Origin of the sequence: Paenibacillus cremeus (genome assembly GCF_007786445.1) — a bacterium.
In the GTDB taxonomy this organism is placed as follows: Bacteria; Bacillota; Bacilli; order Paenibacillales; family NBRC-103111; genus Paenibacillus_G; species Paenibacillus_G cremeus.
In genome coordinates this window covers 30,922-54,093 of the sequence record NZ_VNJI01000047.1, presented here as the reverse complement: position 1 = coordinate 54,093, position 23,172 = coordinate 30,922, and the positions used below count along the sequence as shown (strand labels likewise).

General features: G+C 57.9%; 21 protein-coding genes and 1 riboswitch. Of the genes, 16 read left to right on the top strand and 5 right to left on the bottom strand.

The genetic code is table 11. The annotated features are described in order from the left end of the window. The first annotated feature begins 4 nt into the window (after positions 1-4). The 5 genes from FPZ49_RS27020 to FPZ49_RS36080 are packed head-to-tail and all read left to right on the top strand — an operon-like array spanning position 5 to position 5,204. Positions 5-1,588: a spore germination protein gene (locus FPZ49_RS27020; protein WP_144853055.1), complete on the top strand. Its 1,584-nt coding sequence runs from the start codon at positions 5-7 to the stop codon at positions 1,586-1,588. Continuing rightward, a complete protein-coding gene (locus FPZ49_RS27015; RefSeq protein ID WP_144853053.1) occupies positions 1,585-2,703 on the top strand; it encodes a GerAB/ArcD/ProY family transporter in 1,119 nt (372 codons plus the stop codon). Before FPZ49_RS27020 ends, FPZ49_RS27015 begins: the two co-directional genes overlap by 4 nt. After that, positions 2,700-3,812, top strand: coding sequence for a GerAB/ArcD/ProY family transporter (locus FPZ49_RS27010; RefSeq protein WP_186446130.1), 1,113 nt, complete (start codon positions 2,700-2,702; stop codon positions 3,810-3,812). The genes FPZ49_RS27015 and FPZ49_RS27010 overlap by 4 nt, the downstream gene beginning before the upstream one ends. Next, positions 3,799-5,043 (top strand): Ger(x)C family spore germination protein, encoded by a 1,245-nt coding sequence (locus FPZ49_RS27005; protein WP_144853050.1) that lies wholly within the window; start codon positions 3,799-3,801, stop codon positions 5,041-5,043. Before FPZ49_RS27010 ends, FPZ49_RS27005 begins: the two co-directional genes overlap by 14 nt. A gap of 14 nt (positions 5,044-5,057) precedes the next feature. Continuing rightward, positions 5,058-5,204, top strand: coding sequence for a hypothetical protein (locus tag FPZ49_RS36080; RefSeq protein WP_186446129.1), 147 nt, complete (start codon positions 5,058-5,060; stop codon positions 5,202-5,204). A 69-nt stretch (positions 5,205-5,273) separates the two neighbouring features. Here FPZ49_RS36080 and FPZ49_RS27000 read toward each other — a convergent pair whose 3' ends face one another. Continuing rightward, positions 5,274-6,035, bottom strand: a complete 762-nt coding sequence (locus FPZ49_RS27000; protein WP_261381645.1) for a hypothetical protein — start codon at positions 6,033-6,035, stop codon at positions 5,274-5,276. Between the two features lie 162 nt (positions 6,036-6,197). Between FPZ49_RS27000 and FPZ49_RS26995 the strand changes: the two genes are divergently transcribed. The 3 genes from FPZ49_RS26995 to FPZ49_RS26985 all read left to right on the top strand — a co-directional run bounded on the left by FPZ49_RS26995 (position 6,198) and on the right by FPZ49_RS26985 (position 8,590). After that, complete coding sequence (locus FPZ49_RS26995; protein WP_144853048.1) at positions 6,198-6,965, top strand: C40 family peptidase; 768 nt, start codon at positions 6,198-6,200, stop codon at positions 6,963-6,965. A gap of 135 nt (positions 6,966-7,100) precedes the next feature. Next, a complete protein-coding gene (locus tag FPZ49_RS26990) occupies positions 7,101-8,108 on the top strand; it encodes a medium chain dehydrogenase/reductase family protein (protein WP_144853046.1) in 1,008 nt (335 codons plus the stop codon). Between the two features lie 71 nt (positions 8,109-8,179). Beyond that, entirely contained in the window at positions 8,180-8,590 is a 411-nt protein-coding gene (locus FPZ49_RS26985) for a MerR family transcriptional regulator (protein WP_144853045.1), read from the top strand. 51 nt (positions 8,591-8,641) lie between these two features. On the opposite strand, the gene FPZ49_RS26980 is transcribed toward FPZ49_RS26985, so the two are convergent. Beyond that, positions 8,642-10,054 (bottom strand): hypothetical protein, encoded by a 1,413-nt coding sequence (locus FPZ49_RS26980; protein ID WP_144853043.1) that lies wholly within the window; start codon positions 10,052-10,054, stop codon positions 8,642-8,644. Positions 10,055-11,216: 1,162 nt separating this feature from the next. Continuing rightward, on the bottom strand, positions 11,217-12,017 hold the full coding sequence (locus FPZ49_RS26975; protein WP_144853041.1) for a Cof-type HAD-IIB family hydrolase: 801 nt from the start codon (positions 12,015-12,017) through the stop codon (positions 11,217-11,219). Between the two features lie 237 nt (positions 12,018-12,254). Between FPZ49_RS26975 and FPZ49_RS26970 the strand changes: the two genes are divergently transcribed. Then, complete coding sequence (locus tag FPZ49_RS26970) at positions 12,255-12,494, top strand: sensor histidine kinase (RefSeq protein ID WP_144853039.1); 240 nt, start codon at positions 12,255-12,257, stop codon at positions 12,492-12,494. A gap of 56 nt (positions 12,495-12,550) precedes the next feature. Here the strand turns inward: FPZ49_RS26970 and FPZ49_RS26965 are convergent, their stop codons facing one another. After that, positions 12,551-14,386: an APC family permease gene (locus FPZ49_RS26965; RefSeq protein ID WP_144853037.1), complete on the bottom strand. Its 1,836-nt coding sequence runs from the start codon at positions 14,384-14,386 to the stop codon at positions 12,551-12,553. Positions 14,387-14,501: 115 nt separating this feature from the next. Further along, positions 14,502-14,641, bottom strand: a riboswitch (cyclic di-AMP (ydaO/yuaA leader). 284 nt (positions 14,642-14,925) lie between these two features. Here FPZ49_RS26965 and FPZ49_RS26960 point away from each other — a divergent pair. The 5 genes from FPZ49_RS26960 (at position 14,926) to FPZ49_RS26940 (ending at position 18,600) form a co-directional block, all read left to right on the top strand. Then, positions 14,926-15,279: a YmaF family protein gene (locus tag FPZ49_RS26960; protein WP_144853035.1), complete on the top strand. Its 354-nt coding sequence runs from the start codon at positions 14,926-14,928 to the stop codon at positions 15,277-15,279. Between the two features lie 122 nt (positions 15,280-15,401). After that, complete coding sequence (locus FPZ49_RS26955; RefSeq protein WP_144853033.1) at positions 15,402-16,196, top strand: thymidylate synthase; 795 nt, start codon at positions 15,402-15,404, stop codon at positions 16,194-16,196. Positions 16,197-16,226: 30 nt separating this feature from the next. Continuing rightward, a complete protein-coding gene (locus FPZ49_RS26950; protein ID WP_144853031.1) occupies positions 16,227-16,730 on the top strand; it encodes a dihydrofolate reductase in 504 nt (167 codons plus the stop codon). Next, positions 16,727-18,175: a stalk domain-containing protein gene (locus FPZ49_RS26945; RefSeq protein ID WP_144853029.1), complete on the top strand. Its 1,449-nt coding sequence runs from the start codon at positions 16,727-16,729 to the stop codon at positions 18,173-18,175. Before FPZ49_RS26950 ends, FPZ49_RS26945 begins: the two co-directional genes overlap by 4 nt. A gap of 104 nt (positions 18,176-18,279) precedes the next feature. Then, the gene (locus FPZ49_RS26940; protein WP_144853027.1) at positions 18,280-18,600 is read left to right on the top strand and encodes a hypothetical protein; all 321 of its coding nucleotides are present in this window, start codon (positions 18,280-18,282) and stop codon (positions 18,598-18,600) included. Between the two features lie 754 nt (positions 18,601-19,354). Here the strand turns inward: FPZ49_RS26940 and FPZ49_RS26935 are convergent. Further along, entirely contained in the window at positions 19,355-20,542 is a 1,188-nt protein-coding gene (locus FPZ49_RS26935) for a glycosyltransferase (protein ID WP_144853025.1), read from the bottom strand. Positions 20,543-20,713: 171 nt separating this feature from the next. Between FPZ49_RS26935 and yyaC the strand changes: the two genes are divergently transcribed. Both yyaC and FPZ49_RS26925 read left to right on the top strand, forming a co-directional pair. Then, complete coding sequence (yyaC, locus tag FPZ49_RS26930) at positions 20,714-21,247, top strand: spore protease YyaC (protein ID WP_144853022.1); 534 nt, start codon at positions 20,714-20,716, stop codon at positions 21,245-21,247. Between the two features lie 26 nt (positions 21,248-21,273). Further along, positions 21,274-23,118 carry an ABC transporter ATP-binding protein gene (locus FPZ49_RS26925; RefSeq protein WP_261381644.1) on the top strand — a complete coding sequence of 615 codons (1,845 nt, stop codon included), beginning with the start codon at positions 21,274-21,276 and terminating at the stop codon, positions 23,116-23,118. Positions 23,119-23,172: the final 54 nt, after the last annotated feature.

Sequence of the window (23,172 nt, the reverse complement as noted above, 5' to 3'; positions counted from 1 at the left end):
AGGCATGTTCCGGTTTCTGGTACAACGCAATCGCAGCAAAGGGCGAACGCAGCAGGGCGAAGCGTCCGCGCAGCAGGTCATCGACTCGGGGCGAAGAATTGAGCCCTCGGTGCAAAGCAACATCGCCTATATCCAGCAGCTGCTGGGCTCACCCTCCGATCTGATTCTGCGCGAGTTTACGATCGGCCCTCTGAAGCATCCCTGCGCGCTAGTGGCCATTGACGGCTTGTTCGACCGTAAGGTGCTGAATGAAGAAGTGCTTCGGGTGATGCTGTCGGGTGAATGGCAGCAGCACAAGGAGCTTCCCGAAGACGGGGACCAGCTGCTGCAGATGCTGCAGCAAGAGGTGCTGTCCGTCACGGATATTTTGAAAGCGACTACGATGGACGAGCTGATGCTGGAGGTCATGTCGGGCAATGCCGCGCTGTTCGTTAGCGGCTCCCATCAGGCGCTGACCCTCAGCAGCCAAGGCTGGAAAAGCCGCGCCATTCAGGAGCCGGTCACCGAGCAGCTGATCCGCGGTCCCCGCGACGGGTTTACGGAGGATTTGCGGAGCAACACGGCGGCGATCCGGCGTCGGCTGAAGGATCCGAATCTGCGCTTTGACACCGTGAAGATTGGGCGCAGGGCGAAGAAGGATATCGTCATCTGCTATATCGAGGGGATCGTCAATCCTGAGCTGGTCAAGGAAGCGAAGCGCCGGGTCGATACCATTGATCTGGACGATACGGAAGATTCCGGCATGATCGAGCAGTGGATTATGGACAGCTTCATGAGCCCGTTCCCGCAGCTCCAAAGCACGGAGCGTCCGGATCGAACCTCAGCCTCCCTCGTTCAGGGAGGGGTAGCGATTCTGGTGGACGGCACACCCTTCGGGCTTACGCTTCCGCTCACCATTACGGCGCTCGTTCAATCGCCCGAGGACTATTATCACCACTGGATTATCGCGACCTTGATGCGGGTGCTGCGGATGATTGCGGCGTTTATCGCCACGTTCCTGCCGGCGCTCTATATCGCTTTGGTTGAATTCCACCAGGGTATGATTCCCTCGAAGCTGGCGTTCTCGATTGCCGGCAGCCGGGAAGGGGTTCCGTTTCCGGGGGTCATCGAAGCAGTGCTGATGGAAGTGACGCTGGAGGTGCTGCGGGAGGCAGGGGTTCGGCTGCCGAAGCCGATCGGGCAAACCATCGGTATCGTCGGCGGTCTGGTCATCGGCGAAGCGGCCGTATCGGCAGGCATCGTTAGTCCGATCATGGTCATCGTCGTCTCGATTACGGCGATTGCTTCCTTCGCGCTCCCTTCCTATACGTTTGCGATCTCGCTGCGCATCCTCCGTTTTGGAATTATGATGCTGGCCGCCGTCTTTGGGCTGTTCGGCATCGTCCTGGCGTATATCATGATCAATATTCATCTGGTGAATCTCAAGAGCTTTGGTGTCCCGTTCCTTACTCCGTTTGCGCCGTACTTGAAGAAGGATTGGAAGGATCTCGTGATCCGGGCTCCGGTCACCATGCTTACGAGACGCCCGCAAATGCTGCAGACGGACGATAAGGTTCGAATGAATACAAGGGGTGACTCGACCCAGTGAAATCATTTGAATACGGCGATCAAGAGGTCACAACGACGGAATTGTTCATTCTCTTGCCTTCGTTTATCCATGGCGTGGTCATTCTGACGATCGCCCGGATCTTGAATGAGAAGGTGTTCCCATTTGGCGGCGTGCTGGCCATCCTCTTGGGCGGCGTGCTCACCGGGCTGGCGGCCTGGCTGGCTGCGAAGGTGGCCAGCGGGTTTCCCGGCCGTTCGTTTTTCGATTATGCCTCCCTGATCGTATCGAAGCCCGCTGCACTGGTGCTTACTTTGACGATGGCGGTTCATTTTTTGCTGATTACGGCCTTCGAGGTATCTGCTGTAGGAGATATTACAAGGCTGTATTTGCTGCCGAAAACCCCGATGTTCGTGTCCGCGCTCTCGTTTTTCCTGGTCATCATTTATGGGGTATGCGGCTCGAGGGTCGGCTTGGTGCGGCTCAATTTGCTCTTTTTTCCCATTTACTCGCTCATTCTGGTCGTCACCCATCTGTTTGTCGTGGAAAACTTTGACCTCGCCAACCTCAAGCCGATTGTGATCACGGATACGAAAGGCGGCTTCTGGTCCGCTACGGGAAAAGGAACGTTGTTCTTCGTCGGCTTCGAGATCTTGCTGCTGTACAGTCAATACGTTAAGCAGTCGAGTAAAATTCCGAAAGCAGCTGTAAAAGGAATGATCCTAACCGTCGTCATCGCTTTATTCAGTTATGTAATGGTCTCGGGTGTAATGGGGCATCTGGCACCGGTACAGCTAATGTTCCCTGCCATTGAGGTCATGAAAGAAGCGCAAATTACAAGCGGGATTGTGGAGCGCGGCGACGTGCTGTTTTTTGTCATTTGGATGATGACGATTTTCAATACCGGAGCCATGGCGTTCGACGCGATGCTGCTGGCCGTGGAGCCGCTGTTTCCGCGGATGAACAAAAAGCTGGCGGCCATGGGCATGGCGCCGTTGATTTTTCTGATTGCGATGCTGCCCAAAAATACGCAGGACGTCTTCCGCATCATTCAGGTCGATACGTATTTGCAGGTGCCGCTCGCCTTTGCCGTGCCTCCGCTGCTGCTGTTGGTCGCCAAATGGAGAAGGCTGATGCATCGGGAGGTGGGGGGATGAAAAGTTTTGAGTACGGCGATCGGGAGATGAGCTCGACGGAGCTGTTTTTCTCAGTCGCATCCATGATTCTCGGACTAGGAATTCTGACGCTGCCCCGGGGGCTGACGACCACCGTGCCCTCCTCGGACGGATGGATCTGTATCGTGATCAGCGGAGTGATTGCCATGGGAATCGCGTGGATTTTGGCGAAGCTGTCCGCTTCCTTTCCCCAGCAAACCTATGTGGAATTTTCAGCCAGGTTAGTGGGAAAGCCTATGGCTTTGGGGCTTGCGGCGTTATTTCTCGTGGCCTACATCTGCTTTGCCAGCTATGAAATTCGCGGGGCGGCCGAGGTGTCGAAGCAGTATTTGTTCAAAGTAACGCCGGTAGAGGTCATCGGTTTGGTCTTCACTTTGGTCGTAGTCTATGGGGTTTGCGGGACGAGGATCGGGCTGCTTCGGCTCAATCTGCTGTTTTATCCTATCGTATTCGGTGTCTTTCTGCTCATGCTGGCGATGAATATCAATACCTTTGATTGGGAGCATCTGAAGCCTATGGGGGTCAGCCATTGGAAGGAGATCGCTCTGGGGACCAAGGAAAGCGTGTTTTCTTATCTCGGGTTCGAGGTGATCCTGTTCTATACGGCGATGATGAATCGGACCGAAAAGGTCGCACAGGCGACCGTTTGGGGCGTTGGTATCACCATGGTGCTGTACCTGCTGCTGTTCCTTTTCGTGGTTGGCGCCTTCTCCGCTGAGGCGACCGCCCAGCTGACGTTTCCGACCGTAGAGCTGGCAAAGGAAATCGAGGTCCCGGGCGCGATCATCGAACGGCTCGAATCGTTGTTTTTTACGATTTGGCTGATGACGATTTTCAATTCGGCGGCCATGGCGCTTGATATTTGCGCTACCATCGTGAACGCCTTTGTGAAAGTGCGGAACCCGAAGACCGTGGTGTTCTTCCTGACGCCGTTCATCTATTTTTTGGCCTTCTTTCCGGATAATTTGGCCGAATTAAGCGACTTTGGCACCTTCACCAGCGTGGCGGATCTGACGGCCGGGATGCTGATTCCCATGGTGCTCTACGGCATTACAAAAATCAAAGGGGTGCCCGGCCATGGCGGGAATTAAATCGCTGCTAAGGGTGCTAACGGTGCTCGTTCTGGCCGGACTGACGCTGATGACGACCGGCTGCTGGGACCGGGTGGAGATTGACGAGCGCGGTTTTGTGATCGGCATCGCCGTAGATCTCCCGCGTAATCCGAAGGCAGAGAAGCGCAGCGCGAAGGAGGCGCCGAACAAGCCGAAGGGAAAGCAGCGATATGCGGTGACCTATCAATATGTCTTGCCCGGGAGGCTGGGCAGCAGCGGCGGGGGGCGGGCGTCTTCGTCCTCCTCCGGGGGCGAGGCCTTCCTGAATGCGACGTCCGAAGGTGATACGCTCTATGATATCGACAAACAGGAAACGACTCGCATTAGCCGCTCGCCCTACTATGAGCATATGAAAATCATTATCGTCTCCGATGAGCTGTCGAAGCGGCCCGGAGAATTTTCCAACGTGCTGGATTTTTTTCTACGGACACCGGAGATGCGCCGAAGCGCCAAGGTGCTGGTCTCCTCCGGAGAAGCCCGGGCCGCTCTGGAGATTCACCCGGAGACGGAGAAGCTCACGGCGATTTACATTAACTCCATCACGGAGAACAGCAAGAAAACCGGCCGAATGCTGCCTGCCACGAAGCTAGGGGATATTCATGAGTATTTGCTGTCGAACCGGAGCTTTGCCGTGCAGCGGGTTGTTGGTACGGGCGGCAAGGAAGCGAAGGTCGTGGGGGCCTCAATCTTTCACAGCAAGAGCAACCGGATGATCGGTTTTTTGGGACCGGAGGAGACGGAAGGGCTCAATCTGCTCACGGGGAAGTTTCATAGTGGGATGGTGAAAGCCCAGGTGGATGACGGACTCGTGGTCTTCGAGGCATCGACGGCCAAACGCAAAATTATCGCGGATGTTAGCGACCCACACCATATCCGGTTCACCATTCAGCTGCAAGTGGAGGGGACGATCGGGGAGACGTTCAAGCAGATGGATTTTCAAAAAAAGGAGACGCTCCAGAAAACGGAAAAAGCGGTTGTGCAAGAGATCGAGCGGATGGAGAAAGAGGCGATTGCGAAGCTTCAAAAAAGGTTTAAAACCGATGCGATCGGACTGGGGGCCTATTTAGAAGAAAACTACTATAAGGTGTGGAAGCCCATCCAGTCCAACTGGGACTCGGGGGATAACCTGTTTGCAAGCAGCGAGATTGCGCTGCAAACCAGCGTGAAAATTCGACGGGCGGGAACGATCAACCGTTCCACCCGATCTTAGGAAGGGGAATGAGAATGCTGGATTCGGTTAAAAGCTTTATTCCGCCCGCCATGATCTGGGTCGGCGCCGTGCTGTCGGGCTTGCTGCCGTACTTAGTATACCGGATCAACAAGAAGCTGCATGAGCTGGGAGATCCGCCTTGGAAAAAGCAAGAGCCCTGAATATCGGTCGGCGTATGAAAGAAGCCCTGCCTCCATTGGACATGGATGGCAGGGCTTTGGTATTTAAACTTAGGTACAGAAGAAGGACTGTATTCGTCTCAGATCGAGACCGAAGTACACCCAGAAGCCAAACGGACCTTGCCCGAACCAGCGATAGCCGGCGATCGAGTTGCGGCCGACGAAGGTCAGAAACATCCAGTATTGCTCGCCGTTGGTTTGCCAGATGTATACATTTCGGAAAAGGCATCTCCGGATGCTGCCCGGATCTACGGCGAACGCCGAGGCTTGCGCCTGCTGCGGGATGAAGGAAGGTGGCGCGGATTGTGGTGCGCCGATTTCACCTGGGTTCGTTCCTGGGCCCGCGCCGCCTCCTGGCGCGCCGCCGGGGAAGCCACCCGGAGTACCGCCAGGGAATCCGCCTGGTGCACCACCCGGTGCACCGCCGGGGAATCCGCCCGGGCCGCCTGGTGCGCCGCCAGGAAAGCCACCAGGGAATCCGCTCGGTGAACCGCCGGAGAAGCCGCCTGGCATGCCTGTATCGCCCGGCATCATCCCGCCAGGCATTCCTGTGCCACCCGGCATCCCGCCAGGCATTCCTGTGCCACCCGGCATTCCGCCAGGCATGCCCATGCCACCCGGCATTCCGCCAGGCATGCCCGTGCCACCCGGCATTCCGCCAGGCATGCCCGTGCCGCCCGGCATTCCGCCAGGCATGCCCATGCCGCCCGGCATTCCGCCAGGCATGCCCATGCCACCGGGCATCCCCGGGAACAGGGCGCGATACGGGTCAAAGAAGTATGGATCATAATAGTAAGGGTCTGGGTAAAACATGTATACACCTCTCCTTTTCGCTTAAGCAAGGCTTCCAAATCATGCGAATGCCTATAGACAATACAATATATGTGCCAATCGCCTAAAGGTGACCGCGGGCATGAATGAATTCGAGTGGAAATCAGCAAAATATGGGTATCTTGTAGCGAGGGGTAAATCACATTGAAGCACACAAAAAAGCTGCTTACCTTACTGGGAACTGTTATGTTATTAACGGGATGCGGAGCGGGCAACAATAGCGCTTCTCCGACCCCTTTCGGAACTTCGTCCTACCAAGGCAGCACGGATGACCGGCTGTTCAACCCTGCTGTGGCGGACCGCGATCCCCTGCTGCAAAAGGGTGACGCCAGCATCGAGCAAGTCCTCCACGGCTATCGGGCGCAGGATGCCTCTACTAATCGAGGCAGCGGCATCCGGATGCTGGGAAGCAGCGAGTTCGTCGAGGTGCTCCCGGATCCCGCTGTCGCGCCGCAGCAAGGCAGCTATGCGGAGAACGCGATTGCGACCGCCTATATGTATTACGGGGCGCCGTATCAATACGGCTCGGACCGAACGGACCCTTCCACCTTCGACTGCTCGGACTTTACGCACTGGGTTTTCCTCTATGCGCTCGGGATGGACCTTCCGAAGGACTCCCGTGCTCAAGCGCGGTATGTGCAAACCTTTTCCAAGCGGACCTACACCGATATCACCCAGGCCCAGCGCGGCGATTTGCTCTTTTTCGGCGACTTCCGGGGGGTTAAGCAAGAGCGGTACGTCGGCGTGCCGAAAACGATGGACAGCATCAGCCATTGCGGCATCGCACTAGGAAACGGAAAAATCATTCATACGGCGTCCAAAGCCACAGGCGGCGTACGCGTCGATGAGCTTTCCAATAATCATTTGGAGTGGCGGTTTATTTACGGAGGCTCGGTATTGGACGTCCAGTAATCTTGGCTTGTTTTGCAGCAGCTTGTTCCTTTTTGAGGGAATGAGCTGTATTTTTTTTGAGCGGCGGAGGGTATTGACTTCGAGTCAACTCTAACCGATACAATAGGGGCATCTTTCGGGGAGGAGTGGTGCAGGATGAATACGAAGATCGTGGTGACGCAGTACGGAGGCGCCGAAGCGCTGGAGGTAGTCGAGGAGCCGCTGCGGCGGCCCGGCAAGGGAGAAGTACGTATACAGGTGCAGTGTGCAGGCGTGGCGCTTTCGGATATTATGAGGAGAGAGGGAAAGTATCCCGGTTCACCGACGCCGCCTTTTACCCCGGGGTATGATGCGGTAGGGATTGTAGATGCCGTAGGAGAAGGAGTACACGATTACACGGTAGGGGAGCGGGTGTGTGTCTTTTATCACGGCACGGGCGGGTATGCGGCGTATGCGTATGCTCCGGCCAGCGACCTTGTGCGCGTCCCGGAATCCGTGGATGCCGGGCAAGCGGTGGCGGTCATTCTGAACTACGTCACGGCGTATCAAATGCTGCATCGCTTCGCCCGAGTGTCCGCCGGTGACCGGCTTCTCATCCATGGAGCCAGCGGCGGGGTCGGTACGGCACTGCTGGAGCTGGGGCGGCTCGCTGAGACCACGATGTACGGCACAGCATCTGCCGCGAAGCACCCGATCGTATCGCAATATGGCGCAATGCCGATCGATTACCGCACGGAAGATTTTGTGCAGGTGGTTCAGCGTTTGGCACCCGGAGGCGTCGAAGCGGTTTTTGACCCGATCGGGGGGACGAACTGGCAGCGGTCGATGACCACCTTGAGCCGCCAGGGGCGGTTTATCGGGTACGGCTACACCTCGGTGCTGGGGGAAGCGAAGACGGAGGACTGGCTTACCGATTGGCGGGCGCTCGCCGAAGGGCAGCGGACTGCGAGCGGGAACCCTGCCTATATGTACAGCATAACGACCTTACACCGGGAACGGCCGGACTGGTTCCGGGAGGACCTTGGCGTCCTCTTTGGCTGGCTGGAGCGGGGGATCATCGATCCGCTGGTGTCCCACCGGATTCCGATTCGGGACGCGGCGTGTGCGCACCAGCTGCTGCAGCAGTCGCAAGCGGCCGGCAAAGTGGTTCTTACGGCTTTATAGGTCACATGACAGGTTGACAACTGCAATCGTTGAAAATCGCGATTTCAGTTGCAGCAAGGAGGAGAAAGCCCATGTATTCCATCGGGGACATTGCCGAAATCACGGGGCTCACGGCCTACACGATTCGATATTATGAAAAAATCGGCGTTCTCCCGAGTCCCTCCCGTCAGGACGGCCGACGCATTTACTCGGAGCAGGATCTGCAGTATGTCCGGTTCATCCACGGGCTCAAGGCAACCGGAATGAGCCTGGAGGACATCGCGGCCTTCACCCAGGACGGCTGCCTGCTGACTCGTGATCCGGCGGAGACCGGCATCGGCGAGATGCTCAGCAAGCGAATGGCCATCCTGGATGGCCACATTCGGCTGCTGGAGCAGCAAATCCTGCAGCTGGAAGCCGTCAAGGCGGTTGCGCAGGAGAAGAGCGCGTTTTATGCCGACTTGCTGGAGAAGGAAGAACGGGAGCGCTCCGGCTCCGCTTAAAAGCCAAAAGAGACGACGCTCCCCTATCGGGAAAAAAGCGCCGTCTCTTTTTTAAATCAAAAACATCGCTACGATCGTCGTCACGACCAGCCCTACAATGACGGGCACGAGGTTACGCCGCGCCAGCTCGAACGGATCTACGCCGCAGATCGCCGCCGCTGGGATGAGCGCCCACGGGATGAGGGTCCCGCCGCCGACCCAGATTGCGGCAATTTGCCCGAGGGCAGTCAGTGTCGCAATGCCGGAGCCGATTGCGGTGGAGAACAGATGCGCGATGGAGCCCGCCAGCGAAATACCGGAGAAGCCGGAGCCGTCGAGGCCAGTGATCGCGCCGACCACAGTCAAGGTGACTGCGCCGATCGCTTGATTCAGCGGCACCGTATGGGCGAGGGCGAAGCCGAGGTCGTTGACAAGCCCTTGGGACCCGGCAGGCAGCACCTTGCCGAAGATGTCCGTGAAGGCGGAGTCGCCCAAGTAGAAGAAGGCGGCGATCGGAATGACCGGACCGAATACCCGGAAGCCGAACAGGAAGCCGTCGATCAGGTAGCTGGTCGCCTGCTCCAGCCCTTTTCCGCGATGGGCCAAGAGCGAGATGAGCAGCATGGCGAGCAGCGCTGTGCCGCCGATGAGCGCCGTGGCGTCGCCGCCCTGCAGCTTCAGCACGAACATCGCCGCCACATCCGCCAGGAACAGGAGCGGAATGATCACTGCGAGCGTGGTTCGGGCTGGGCGGGACAAGAACGACGCGGCTGCAGGCGTCCCGTCTTCATCCGCTGCGGCTTGCGCCGTGACTGTCCGCCCCGTGTCGGCGGTCAAGCTGCCGCTGCGCAAATCCCGGCGCACCATCCAGAAGGCGGTGACGGTGGTCACGACGCCCATGACGATGACCAGCGGCACGCTGGCCGAGATGACATCGGCGACCGGAATGCCTGCGGCATCCGCCGTCAGCTTCGGTGCGCCTTGAATAACGAAGTCGCCGGAGAGCGCGATCCCGTGGCCGAACAGGTTCATCGACATGGCCACGGCCAGGGCGGGCAGGCCCACGCGCAGCGCGACGGGCAGCAGAACGGCCCCGATCAGCGCCACCGCCGGTGACGGCCAGAAGAACCAGGAGATGATCATCATGACGATCCCGATGACCCAGAAGGCCAGGGCCGGCGTGCGGATCAGCTTGGCGAACGGCGAAATCATCGCCTCATTGATGCCGGTTCGCGTCAGCACCTTGCTCATCGCCACGATGATCGAGATGATCAGAATCGTGCCGAGCAGCTCCTTAATGGCATAAATAAAACTGTTAAACACCCCGCTGACCGAAGCCTCCAGGGAGTGGGTCGATAGCACACCGAGCAGAAAAATGCCGACAATACACAGGATCGTCGTATCGCGCCGCAGCACCATGAATCCGATGATCAGCACAATAAACAGCAAGTAAACCCAGTGCAATGATATTAATGTGACATCCACTTCCGTACACCTCCACTAGACAAAAGCCTAATGCTTTTGATACTACAACGTATGCACGAATTGGATTTTGGTGAGATCATGCCCTGGGAGGGACAACGGAACTCAGTTCCGCTAAAACGCCGAATGGGGGCTTTCGTGTGCTAGCAGCGGAACTGTATTCCGCTATTTGCTCCATTTTGGAGCAGAGGACGCGCATACGAGCTAAATAACGGAACTGAGTTCCGCAAGCCTGAGCCGTCGCGCAGCGCGGAAAACCCGCGCTAGTGCGCGCCGCCGGCGCCTGAGCTGTCGCGCAGCGCGGAAAACCCGCGCTAGGGCCCGCCATCGGCGCCTGAGCCGTTGCGCAGCGCGGAAAACCCGCGCTAGGGCCCGCCACCGGCGCCTGGGCCGTCGCGCAGCGCGGAAAACCCGCGCTAGGGCGCGCCACCGGCGCCTGAGCCGTCGCGCAGCGCGGAAAACCCGCGCTAGGGCCCGCCACCGGCGCCTGAGCCGTCGCGCAGCGCGGAAAACCCGCGCTAGGGCCCGCCACCGGCGCCTGAGCCGTCGCGCAGCGCGGAAAACCCGCGCTAGGGCTCGCCATCGGCGCCTGAGCCGTCGCGCAGCGCGGAAAGCCCGCGCTAGGGCTCGCCACCGGCGCCTGAGCTGTCGCGCAGCGCGGAAAGCCCGCGCTAGGGCTCGCCACCGGCGCCTGAGCTGTCGCGTAGCGCGGAAGGCCCGCGCTAGGGCTCGCCGCCGGCGCCTGAGCCGTCGCGCAGCGCGGAAAACCCGCGCTAGGGCCCGCCGCCGGCGCCCGAGCCGTCGCGCAGCGCGGAAAACCCGCGCTAGGGCTCGCCACCGGCGCCTGAGCCGTTGCGAAGCGCGGAAAACCCGCGCTAGGGCTCGCCATCGGCGCCTGAGCCGTCGCGCAGCGCGGAAAACCCGCGCTAGGGCTCGCCGCCGCGCCTGAGCCGTCGCGTAGCGCGGAAAACCCGCGCTAGGGCGCACCATCGGCGCCCGAGCCGTCGCGCAGCGCGGAAAACCCGCGCTAGGGCCCGCCGCCGGCGCCTGAGCTGTCGCGCAGCGCGGAAAACCCGCGCTAGCCGCCTGCCCCCGCCAATCCCCCGAAAAAAGAAAAATAACGGAACCACGTTCCGTTATTTGCTCCATTAAACGCTATATTAATTTAAACCGTCTGCAGCACAAACTTCTCCACCACATGCTTAACGCCGTCCTCGTTGTTGCTCAGCGTCACGTAGTCGGCGATCTCCTTCAGCGAATCGACGGCATTGCCCATCGCGACGCCGAGTCCGGCCACCTCCAGCATCTCGCGGTCATTCCAGCTGTCCCCGATGCCAATGACCTGCTCCAGCTCCAGGCCGAAGTGGTCGGCCAGATGCGACAGCGCATGCCCCTTCGTCCCCTCAAAATGTGTGACCTCGAGGAAATGAGGCTTCGACTTCGTGATGTGCACCTGCTGCCCCAGCAGTCCGCGAAGCTCCTGCGCCACGCGATCCAGCTTCGCCGGCTCATCGATCATGAGCAGCTTGGTTGAAGACTTGCCAGCCAGCTCCGCAAAATCCGGATACACCGTGAACGGAATCTTCGACAGCTCGGCGTACGCTTGGGCCTTCGCATTGTCTTCCTTCACATAAAGAATGTCATCGACGTAGGCTTGCAAGTGCAGGTCCTGGCGAGCACAGTAGTCAAAAATAAGGCGTGCAGCCGACTCCGGAACGTTGCGCTCGTAGAGCACTTGGTCGTCGATTGCATTTTTCACCAAGGAGCCTTGGTACGTAATGAGCGGCACATTCAGCTCCAGCTGGCTGGCGAGCTGCTTGGCCGAAGCGTACATGCGTCCGGTGGCGAGCGTGACAATGACGCCCTGCGCCATGGCCTCGGCCAGCGCTTGTTTGGTACCTGGAGTAATCTGTTTCTCATCGTTGATTAACGTGTCGTCGATGTCGATGGCTAGCATTTTGTACATAGTAGGTTTCTCCACTCCCGTGATCTCTAAATTGACCTCATTATACCCGAAAAATGCCCCCGGGGCTACAGGACAGCGCCACAAGCCCTGCGGCTTGTTCATTTTCCGTTCATATGAAGTTCATATAGGTTTGCTATTTTGTTAATGTACATAATGATCAATTACGTGAAGCATTAGCGTCGAGAGGAGTATGCTTTTTGAAGATCAGCCTGGAGGGCAAATTACGTGTAATCGTGCTTGTTTTCACCGGCCTTGGAGCAAAAGGGGATTGAGCTTCACCTTGAGCTGGCTGAAACGAAAATCGTCGCCGACGAGGATCAATTGAACCAGGTGTGGTTAAATTTGCTGCAAAATAGCATCAAGTTCACTCCAGCGGCGGGACAAATTACGCTCGAGCTTACCTTCAAGAGGAGATGGCCGTCGTTCATGTCCATTACGGTCAAGCTGCCTAAAGCCCCGAGACCGAGCAACAAATAAAAAAACAAGCGGCGGTACGAAGCCGCCACGTGTTCGTCTGACTTATGAAGTTCATTCTACTCATTCAGGTGATAAGGCACGGTCGCAACGACGATGTCTTTTTCACGAAGCAGCCTGGAGCGGATCCGGTAGGCTGACTGATTGTGCAGCAGCCGCTGCCACCAGGTTTTAGCTACGAATTGAGGGAGCAGCACCATCACGGTCTGTTTTTCCCGGACATGCGAATCGATCCGTTCGATAAATTCAATCAGCGGCTTCACGATGGTACGATATCTGGAGCGGAATACGACGAGTCGCACGCCAGGATTCCATTGCTCCCACTTGGTCTGCATTTTTTCCTCATCCTCATCGGAGAAGGAAATGTAGAACGCTACGACGTTCGGTGTCAAAGTCTTGGCATATGAGATCGTGGACGCGACCACACGGTGAATGCCGGCGACCGGAACGATAATGATCGATTCCTTTTGCGGCAGCGGCTCCTCCAAGTTGATGCGCAGCTGGTTGGCCACGTCCTCGTAGTGGTTGTAAATCTTCGTGATGCACCACAGGAGCAGCGGCGTGACGACGATGACAATCCAGGCGCCTTCCTCGAACTTGGTGATACAGAAGATCAGCAGCACCGCAAACGACACGAGCGCACCCAGCCCGTTAATGGCCAGCTTGCCCTGCCAGCCCTTCTGCTTCTCCACCAGCCACTTGCGCACGAGCCCGCTCTGCGCCAGTGTGAAGGATAAGAAGACGCCGATCGCATACAGCGGAATTAAGGCATCGGTTTTGCCGTGGAACGTAATCAGCAGAATGCTAGCCAGAACACCCAGCGTGACGATCCCGAAGTGAAACGACAAGCGGTCTCCGCGGTTCGCGAACATGCGCGGGAAGTTTTTGTCCTGGGCCATGATCGAGGCAAGGATCGGAAAACCGTTAAAGCTGGTATTCGCAGCCAGCGTCAAAATCATCATGGTAGCGATCTGCGTGGCGTAGTACATCGTACCGCGTCCGAACGCTTTTTCCGTTACCATGGAGAGCACGGAGGTATGCCCGTTCGGGTCGGGCGTGATGCCGTAGGCCAGGGTGAGCACCGTGACACCGCCGAAGATAATCGCCAGCAGCACCCCCAAGGTGAGCAGTGTCCGCTTGGCATTGTTCATCGATGGCGTTCGGAAATGAGGCACCGCATCCGAAATCGCCTCAATCCCGGTCACCGCTGAGCAGCCGGAGGAGAAGGCTTTGAGCAGGACGAACATGGTAAGCCCCGCGGGGACCGAGCTCGGAATGACATGAATCGGAGTTGTGTGGCTGGCTCCCGTGACCAAATCGAAGATGCCTTTGCCGATCAGGAGCAGCACGCACAGAATAAAGAAGTACGTTGGGAAAGCGAACACGGTCCCTGATTCCGACGTCCCTCGCAGGTTTAACCAAACCATCAGCCAGACGAGCACCAGGGCAATCGGTACGATATAAGGAACGGCGATCGGGAATGCGGACGTGATCGCCTGAACGCCCGCGGAGATCGATACTGCTACCGTTAGGGTGTAGTCAATCAATAAGGAAACGCCGGTCAGTCTTCCGAACGACATCCCTAAATTTTCTTTGGTGACCATGTAAGCCCCGCCGCCCTGCGGATAGGCGTCAATGACTTGTCTGTAGCTGATCACGAGAATGGAAATCAGAAGAATAATGGCAATGGCAACCGGCAGTGAAAAAGCGTATGCCGCCGCGGCTCCCACAGCTGCGAGTGCGATTAGGATTTGCTCGGTTCCGTAAGCAACGGAGGATAAAGCGTCCGACGAAAGAATCGGCAGCGCCTTCCAGACCGGCATGCGTTCATGTTCTAGCTCATTGGACTTGAGCGGCCTTCCGAATATGACGCGTTTGATAGTTTGGCCTGTCATTTGTGCACCTCGAAATAAAAAAATAATTTCTCATTGAATAAATACTGCGTGTGTTTGTTTGTGCCCATGTGTCCATAACAACACAAAAAACACAAGGTTAGAGTCTTGTGTTATCTCCCCTTCTCACCCGTCGCTTACGAGGTTAGCTGTCGGATTAGGGCTGTGAGAAGCTTGCCCCTCCCATGCGTCTGCATAGGATTCACCCCGTTGTTGGGTCCCCCGTTTTTCGTGTTGAAAATTCAGCGTTATGAAATTATTTGTAAGCATGACTTGAATATTACGATTTTGTTCCCTGATTGTAAATCGTCCGACACCGAGGATTGCGCGAGTATCGGACCGGATTAGGGCGAGATAGCGTTTACATCCATCTCAAGGTTCATCGTTCTTGCTTTTTTAGCCGATTGCTTGCCTCCTGAAAAAAAGTCAAACGACCATCCGCCAATTTAGGCTTAAGGAACGGGTGGTCTGCCTACACGTACATTTTGGTGCTTTAATAAGATACAATGATTTGCCATTCTTCCAGCGAAAGGCGGATTCAGATGGGAAAAGCGAAGCGCAAAGCGTGCGTAACCAAGCGTGTGAGGCAAACCCACACCCATGAATTTTTGGCCAGCACCAAGCTTGCGGAACAAGGTAACGACCGGCACAATCATCGGTTTGCAGGAGTAACCGGCCAAGTCATCCCGCGCGGAAACAGTCACGTGCACAAGATTAAATTCAATAACACCGATTTCCTCAACCATCTTCATAATCTGAAAAACATTACCACCGGCCCTGCGATTCCAGTTGGCAACGGCAAGCATATCCACTTTGTCACAGGGATGACGACGCTCAATGATGGCCATCGGCACCAGTTTAATTTTGGGACATTAATCGATAAGCCATTGGTGTAAAAAGATAGGTTACGCAAGGGGGGCTGCCGCGGGGGCAGTCTTCTTTTTATATTCGATTTACCGATCTCGCGTAGCTGGATATAATAGAGCCAATACGAAAGATTTTCAAATGAGGTGTGAGCGTGCAAAATTATAAAGATCTGTTGAGCGACATTCTGGAGCATGGGGTGCAAAAGGAAGACCGGACCGGCACCGGTACGATCTCGGTGTTTGCCCGGCAGCTGCGGTACGATCTGGCGGAGGGCTTCCCGCTGATCACGACGAAAAAGCTTCATATCAAATCGATTCTCCATGAGCTGCTGTGGTTTCTGAGCGGGGAGACGAATATTAAATATTTGCGCGACAACGGCGTGACGATCTGGGATGAATGGGCGGATGAAAATGGGGATCTCGGCCCGGTGTACGGCTCGCAGTGGAGATCGTGGCCGACGCCGGACGGACAGGCCATCGACCAGATTCGCCAAGTGATCGAGCAAATTCGGAACAATCCGGATTCGCGCCGTCATCTGGTGAGTGCATGGAATCCGGCCGAAGTAGGCCGTATGGCGCTGCCGCCGTGCCACTACGTGTTCCAATTCTACGTGGCGGAGGGCAAGCTGTCCTGCATGTTCAACATGCGTTCGGTGGACACCTTTCTCGGACTGCCGTTCAATATCGCGAGCTATGCATTTTTGACCCATATGGTGGCGCAGCAGTGCGACTTGGAGCCAGGAGAGCTGATCTGGACGGGCGGGGACGTGCATATTTACTTGAACCATCTGGAGCAGGTGAAGCTGCAGCTCACCCGTGAGCCGTTCCCGCTGCCAAAGCTGATCATTAAGCGGAAGCCGGACTCGATTTTCGATTATCGTTTCGAAGACTTTGAAATCGAGGGGTATCAAAGCCACCCGTCGATCAAAGCTCCGATTGCAGTTTAGGTACAGATATCCGGGAAGGGGAAGGGTCGTATGATTTCGTTTGTTTTTGCTATGGATGAGGCGCGCGGCATCGGGATGGAGAACCGGCTGCCGTGGTATTTGCCGAACGACTTTGCTTTTTTCCGGCGGCTCACGACCGGGCATACCGTGCTCATGGGGCGCAAAACGCTCGATTCGATCGGCAAGCCGCTGCCGAAGCGGCATAATGTGGTGCTGACGCGGGATCGGTCGGTCGAGATTCCCGGCTGCGAGGTGATTCACTCCGTGGATGAAGTCGTGGAAAGGTATGGCCGCGGCGGAGTGAAGGAGGGCGAAGAGCTGTTTGTGATCGGCGGCGTGGAGACGTTCCTGCTGTTTTTGCCCTATGCGGATCGGATGTATATTACCGAGATCATGCACCGTTTTCCGGCGGATACGTTCTTTCCGGAGGTGGATGCGCACGATTGGGTAGAGGTTACGCGTGAGCGCGGACTGAAGGATGAGAAGAACCCGTACGATTACGATTTTGTCGTGTATGATCGGGTGAGAGGATGAGCTGGCGGCGGCTTGCAGCAGGTGTGGCAGGGTGTCTCGCGCTGCTGCTGTGGCTGCCAAGGGGACAAGCTTTTGCGGCTTCCGGAGTTTCCTATGAAACTTCTACGTCGTCCTATGGCGGCAAGTCCTTTACGGTGTCATGGGTGACGGCGGATTTGTCGGATCCGCACCTGCGCGTGATGCCGGTGACGGCGGAGGACGGGATCGGCCATGTGGAGAGCTTCGGCAGCCTGATGGAGCGCAGCGACGCGGTGGCCGGCGTGAACGGGACATTCTTCGACGCGTACGAGGCGGACGATTCGAAACGGCATCCGAACGGGCTGATGATCGATTCCGGCGGCTTTGTCCGGTCGGGTGAGAACGTGGCCCTGGCGATCCGCACGAATAAAACGGCGCTGATTCACCGGCTGACCACTCAGCTGAATGTGAAGGTGAAGCACGGCAAGTCTTCGTACAGCTTCAAGCCGTGGGGCGTCAATACATACTATAGCGACGATGTGGCGGGGCAAGTGATCGGCTATACCCGCGCTTATGCTTCCGTGATTGACAAGCCGGGCGGTGCCAAGGTGATCGTCGAGAGCGGAAAAATTACCGCCATCACGGAGAGCGCGGCGAACGTGCCGGAAAGCGGTTATGTGTTCTTTATTGGGCATACCAGCGGCAACGACCGCTACTTACTGCCGAATTTGCACACGGGCGATGAGATGGAGCTGGAAGCCACGGTAGCGGACGGCTCCAACTGGATTACGGAAACCGCGGCGCAAGCCTGGGAGTCGGCGATCGGTGTGGGGCCGAAGCTGGTGACGGCCGGGGCCGTCGATGTGGATGCGGCACGCGATGGATTCAGCGATCCATCGATGGTGAGCTCCGCGAACATTCGCAGCTTCGTCGGGGTGGACGGCGCCGGTCGGCTGGTGCTCGGCACCATCTCCTCGGCGACACTGCAGCAGATGGCGAATGTGCTGGCTGGGTTCGGCTTTCAGGAAGCGATGAACATGGACGGCGGAGCCAGCTCGGGCCTCTATTACGATGGCACGATGAAGCGGACGCCGGGCCGGCTGCTCAGCAATGCGCTGGTGATCAAGTGGTATGATCAGCCGCAGGTGCAGGTCGTGGTGAACGACCGCTTCGTGAATGAGTTCCGCGGCTTCGTGCAGCAGGATGTGACGATGGTGCCGTTCCGCGGCATTTTGGAGCGGATTGGCGCGGAGTTCAGCTGGAACGACCAGAATCGGGTGCTGACGGCGAAGCGCGGGAAGACGGAGCTGACGCTGCGTCCGGATGTGGCGGAAGCGGTAGTGAACGGGAAGCCGGTCAAGCTGCAGCAGGCTCCGGTCATCGTGGACGGGCATATTTATGTCCCGCTGCGTTTTGTTGCGGAGACACTAGGGGCGACGGTAGCCTGGGATCAGGCGCTTTACCGCACATCGCTGCAGCTGAAGTGAGAAGGACGGCTGCTTAGGATTCAGGAATGAAGCGGGCGGTTTTCGTGCATCTTAAACGTTGAGTGATGTCACCATTCTATTCCACTCGCGAGGAGATGCCGAGCATGACCCAGACCAACCAGCATCAAATGCCGAGCCGCCACGTCATCGACAATGCGGAAAAGGCGATCCAAGTCGCCAAAGACGCTGAGATGGCCGTCCGCCACGCGCAGATCGAATCGAATCCGCACAAGCTTCAAGCCGCGATGGCAGAGCTTGAGGCGGCTCAGCATGCCGTAGCCAAGGCGCAGAGCCAGATGAACGCGCATTGGGATGATAATCGCCCGCATCAGGAGCTCGTCCAGGTGCAGGACGACCTGAATCAGGCGCAGCAAAGCCTTGAGATCACGGCATCGAATTCGATGCAGCCGAAGCAGGTTCGCTAGCGCGAACAGAACCAAGACTCCTCGGATCACCGGGGAGTCTTGGTTCTTTTTTGTCGGTTTGACGCGGCGATGCGCAAGCGGGGGTAGGGCGTGGCTCCGGGCCTGATCGACCCATGCAAAGCGGAAAATCCGCTATAGAGCGTGCCTCCGGGCCCGGTCGACCCATGCAAAGCGGAAAATCCGCTATAGGGCGTGCCTCCGGGCCTGGTCGACCTGTGCAAAGCGGAAAATGCGCTTTAGGGCGTGCTTCCGGGCAAGGACGACCCGTGCAAAGTGGGTAATCCGCTATAGGGCGTGCCCCCGGGCAAGGGCGACCCGTGCAAAGCGGAAAAACCGCTATAGGGTGTGCCCCCGGGCAAGGGCGACCCGTGCAAAGCGGAAAAACCGCTATAGGGTGTGGCTCCGGGCCTGGTCGACCCGTGCAAAGCGGAAAATCCGCTATAGGATGTGGCTCAGGGCCCTCGGGCCTACAGGACCATCCCTTCATAATAGAGCTGAGACCAGGTGGCCGTTACAAACCGACTAGTCTCCGTTTTTTAGCCTATCACCTTTAGATGGCTTGCATATGCATATATTGATAAAGCACAACCAGAGCGAACGTGAGTAGCATACTCCACAGTGCATACTTCCATTGCTTGACTGTAACGTCCATTTGGTTTCTCTCCCTCGTATGTGTATGTAGTGATCTACGTTAATTGTAAAATAGTTCGGTCCAGCATGGTGTTAAGTTTTCATGAAGCCCCTGCGCTGCGCATTAAGCCTCCGGTTCCTTCATCCGCCGAAGCTCCTTAAGCGAATAAAACGTGCCCCTCCAGTAAATGCCTCCCTGCCGCAAAGTCAGCCATACGGATCGAATTACGATATACGTCAGCAGCCCGACGGAGAACGGGAACACGATCCATTCGATGCCCGTGCGACCCGTCATGGAGCGGATCAGCATCCAGTACACCGTCAGCATCAGCGCGATGTCCAGAAGAAACACCAAGCTTGTCCAGCCGGGCGCGGCCACCATGCCGATGAACGGGAACAGAAACATCGCCAGCTGCCCGATCACGCCAAGCGCTGCTAGAGTCAGGCTGTAGTGGAAGCCGGAAAACGTATTTTTCTCCAGTCCGCGCATCGCCTCCGGTACGCTCCGGTACCACTCCACCGCGAGATGGTGCATGCCCGAAGCCAGCCGCTGGCGCAGCATCGCCTGCTTGACCAGTCGGCCCAGCTGCAGATCGTCGTCCGGACGCAGCGCGATCGCTTGATGGGTGCCGATCCGTTCATAGGCGTGCCGGGTGATCAGATTGAACGCCCCGATCCCCATGCCGTGCCGCTGCTGAAAATCATCATTGGCCCGCCAAGGCCGAATGAACAGGCTGAAGGAGAAGAAAAAATACTGCACGAACGCCTTCAGCCAAAAGCCCTTCGCCACCATCCGAGGCGCCAGCGTTAGATGGTCCGCCTGCTGTCCTTGCATAAAATGCACGGCATCGGCCACTGTCTCCGGTTCAAACCGCACGTCCGCATCGGTAAACAGCAGGTATTTGCCGCGCGCCTGCAGGTAGCCTTGGTAGAGCGCGTGATTTTTGCCGAGCCAGCCGGAAGGAAGCGACGTGATATGAATAATCCGCAGCGGAATATCGATACCATCCCGGCCGAGAGACCAGCGGCGCAGCTCGTCCAGCTTCCGGCCCGTGGTGTCCTGCGACCGGTCGTTGACTGCGATGATCTCCAGCCGCGGATAGGTTTGCCCGAGCAGGTGCTGCACCGTTTCCGTGATCGAGGACTCCTCCTCCTTGGCGGCGACAATGACCGAGACCAGCGGCTGCTCCCCGGCCCCGGCGGCAGAGGAACGCGGAAGCTCCAGCATCCACTGGCGGGAACGCATTGTGTCCCACAGCATGAAAAGCCAATATAACAGTGTCACTAGCGCCCAAGCCGCCATGATCCGCATCCGTGTCACCCCCTTTTGAACCCACGCTAAACCGGCATGTCCGTGTCGCATCTTGTCACCAAAGTATATCACGGCGTCTTGGGCCGCAACAAATGTTGCAGGGGAGGGGCGGGAGCAGTATGCTACAAGTAAGCACGCTGAACGCGAATGATAGAGCAAAGGGGGCCAATCATGACAGAGCATTCGATTCAGCCGTTGTTCCGTAAAAAAATAAAAGCCGCCGAGCTGTCCGAGTTTCTGCAAATGATTCACAGCCGCGGCGTTAGGACAAGCGATTTGCTGTTTCTTTGTATTGGAACCGACCGCTCGACAGGAGATGCCTTAGGGCCGCTGGTCGGGACGATGCTGGAGGAGGCCGGCTACCCCGATGTGGTAGGGACGCTGGCGCATCCGTTCGATGCAAGCAATATGCGCGAGCGACTTGCCGCTCTTCCAGCAGGGAAAAAGGTCATCGCCATCGACGCCTGCTTGGGGCAATCGGCTTCTCTTGCTTGGTACCAGGTGTCGAACCGCCCGATTGAACCGGGCAAGTCGGTCGGCAAGCAGCTGCCGCTGGTCGGCGATTATTCCATCGCAGGCATCGTGAATGTGGATGCGGGGCAGAAGTATGCGATTTTGCAAAGCACCTCGCTGTACCGCGTCATGAAGATGGCGGGGGAGATTGTAGGGGCGATCAAGAGCGTCTTTCCACGGGACGGACAATAACGATAGCCAAAAAGGGAGGTTCGGGCATGCGGGACGGCGGTATGGACTGGGGATCGGGCGGTGGAGGCGGCGGTGGAAGGCAAGCCTTGCAGATGAGAGGGAAGGCCAAGCTGAAGGACGTTTCGCTAACCCGCATCTACGGCTTGTTCAAAGGCTACCGGCTGCCGCTCGCCGGTATTCTAATCCTTGCGCTGATTGGAGCCGTCATCGGACTGGTGCCGCCGCTCGTCATGCGCGAAATTATCGACAAGGCGCTGCCGAATGGCGATGTGCCGCACCTGCTGCTGCTCGTTCTCCTCATGGTGCTGCTGCCGCTGGTGAGCGGCTTGATCGGCGTGTGGCAAAACCATGAGAATACGAAGGTCGGACAGGGGGTCATGCGCGATTTGCGGCAGGACCTGTTTGCGAATTTGCAGCGGCAGTCAATGAGCTTTTTTACCGATGCGAAGTCGGGGGAGATCATCCAGCGGCTGACGGGCGACGTGCAGGCGGTGCAAAATGTGGTCACAACCCTGGTCGTCTCCGCAGTCACGCAATCCGTCATCGTCGTCACGACCATCGGCATCTTGTTCGCGCTCGACTGGCGGCTGGCCATTCTGGCTACGATTATCCTGCCGCTGTTTCTGCTGCCGGTGCGCAAAGTATCCGAGATGCGAAAAAAGCTGCGCGGTGAAACCCAGCGAACCCGGGGTGAGATGTCGGCGCAGCTGGGCGAAATCTTTGGTGTGTCCGGGGCGCTGCTGACGCGAATTTTCGGGCAGGAGCCGCTCCAGCAGCAGCAGTTTACGCACCTGAACCAGAAGGTGATGGATCTAGAGCTGCGGCTCAACCTGGTTGGCCGATGGTACGGCATGGTAATCGGCGTGCTCGGTCCGCTCGGGACAGCGCTGATCTATCTGTACGGCGGCTATAACGTGATCCACGGCTCGATGACGATCGGCAGCATCGTGGCGTTCACGGCGTATCTGGGTCGGCTGTACGGTCCGGTAGGGACACTGCTGAACCTGCAGGTGGAGGTCGGCACGACCCTGGGCGTGTTCCAGCGGATCTTTGAATATTCCGATCTGGAGCCGGAGGTTGCCGATCTGAAGGAAGCGCTTCCGCTCAAGGAAGTGTCCGGTCACGTGGAGTTCCGCAATGTCTCCTACGCCTATCAGCCGGGACAGTACGCGCTTCGGCACGTCTCGTTCGAAGCCCGGCCAGGCGAGGTCGTCGCCATCGTGGGGCCGAGCGGCGCCGGCAAGTCGACGCTGATCGGCATGCTGGCGCGGCTGTACGACCCGGCGGAGGGCAGGGTGACGATCGACGGGCACGACGTCAAGCAGGTGACGCTCGCCAGCCTGCGGCGGCAGGTGGCGTTCGTCACCCAGGAGTCGTTCCTGTTCCACGCCACCGTGCGCGACAACCTGCTGTTCGCCCGCCAGGACGCCTCGCCGCAGGAGCTCGAGGAAGCGTGCCGCAAGGCCTACATCCACGACGTCATCACAGCCCTCCCGGAGGGCTATGATACGACCGTCGGGGAACGCGGCCACCGGCTGTCAGGCGGGGAGCGGCAGCGGCTCGCGATCGCGCGGGCGATTTTGAAGGACCCGCGCATCCTCATCCTCGACGAGGCGACGTCGCACCTCGACTCGGCTTCGGAAGCGTACGTGCAGGCCGCGCTCGATGAGCTGATGCGGGGCCGCACCACGCTCGTCATCGCCCACCGGCTCTCGACGATCTTGTCGGCGGACCGCATCGTGGTGCTGGAGCGCGGCCGCGTGCGGGAAACCGGCCGCCACGAGGAGCTGCTGGCCTTGGACGGCCTCTATGCGCGGCTGTACCGCACACAGTTCGCCAAGGCCGAGGAAGCCGCCGTGGAGGCGGAATAATACAAAAATGGCCTCTCAGCACACTTGAAGGTGTGCCGGAGGCCATTCTTTTTT

What these genes read in the sequence shown, in the direction of transcription:
- FPZ49_RS27020 (WP_144853055.1), top strand. Translation starts at nt 5, where the DNA reads ATGTTCCGGTTTCTGGTACAACGCAATCGCAGCAAAGGGCGAACGCAG.
- FPZ49_RS27010 (WP_186446130.1), top strand. Translation starts at nt 2,700, where the DNA reads ATGAAAAGTTTTGAGTACGGCGATCGGGAGATGAGCTCGACGGAGCTG.
- FPZ49_RS27005 (WP_144853050.1), top strand. Translation starts at nt 3,799, where the DNA reads ATGGCGGGAATTAAATCGCTGCTAAGGGTGCTAACGGTGCTCGTTCTG.
- FPZ49_RS36080 (WP_186446129.1), top strand. Translation starts at nt 5,058, where the DNA reads ATGCTGGATTCGGTTAAAAGCTTTATTCCGCCCGCCATGATCTGGGTC.
- FPZ49_RS27000 (WP_261381645.1), bottom strand. Translation starts at nt 6,035, where the DNA reads ATGTTTTACCCAGACCCTTACTATTATGATCCATACTTCTTTGACCCG.
- FPZ49_RS26990 (WP_144853046.1), top strand. Translation starts at nt 7,101, where the DNA reads ATGAATACGAAGATCGTGGTGACGCAGTACGGAGGCGCCGAAGCGCTG.
- FPZ49_RS26985 (WP_144853045.1), top strand. Translation starts at nt 8,180, where the DNA reads ATGTATTCCATCGGGGACATTGCCGAAATCACGGGGCTCACGGCCTAC.
- FPZ49_RS26975 (WP_144853041.1), bottom strand. Translation starts at nt 12,017, where the DNA reads ATGTACAAAATGCTAGCCATCGACATCGACGACACGTTAATCAACGAT.
- FPZ49_RS26965 (WP_144853037.1), bottom strand. Translation starts at nt 14,386, where the DNA reads ATGACAGGCCAAACTATCAAACGCGTCATATTCGGAAGGCCGCTCAAG.
- FPZ49_RS26960 (WP_144853035.1), top strand. Translation starts at nt 14,926, where the DNA reads ATGGGAAAAGCGAAGCGCAAAGCGTGCGTAACCAAGCGTGTGAGGCAA.
- FPZ49_RS26950 (WP_144853031.1), top strand. Translation starts at nt 16,227, where the DNA reads ATGATTTCGTTTGTTTTTGCTATGGATGAGGCGCGCGGCATCGGGATG.
- FPZ49_RS26945 (WP_144853029.1), top strand. Translation starts at nt 16,727, where the DNA reads ATGAGCTGGCGGCGGCTTGCAGCAGGTGTGGCAGGGTGTCTCGCGCTG.
- FPZ49_RS26940 (WP_144853027.1), top strand. Translation starts at nt 18,280, where the DNA reads ATGACCCAGACCAACCAGCATCAAATGCCGAGCCGCCACGTCATCGAC.
- FPZ49_RS26935 (WP_144853025.1), bottom strand. Translation starts at nt 20,542, where the DNA reads ATGCGGATCATGGCGGCTTGGGCGCTAGTGACACTGTTATATTGGCTT.
- yyaC (WP_144853022.1), top strand. Translation starts at nt 20,714, where the DNA reads ATGACAGAGCATTCGATTCAGCCGTTGTTCCGTAAAAAAATAAAAGCC.
- FPZ49_RS26925 (WP_261381644.1), top strand. Translation starts at nt 21,274, where the DNA reads ATGCGGGACGGCGGTATGGACTGGGGATCGGGCGGTGGAGGCGGCGGT.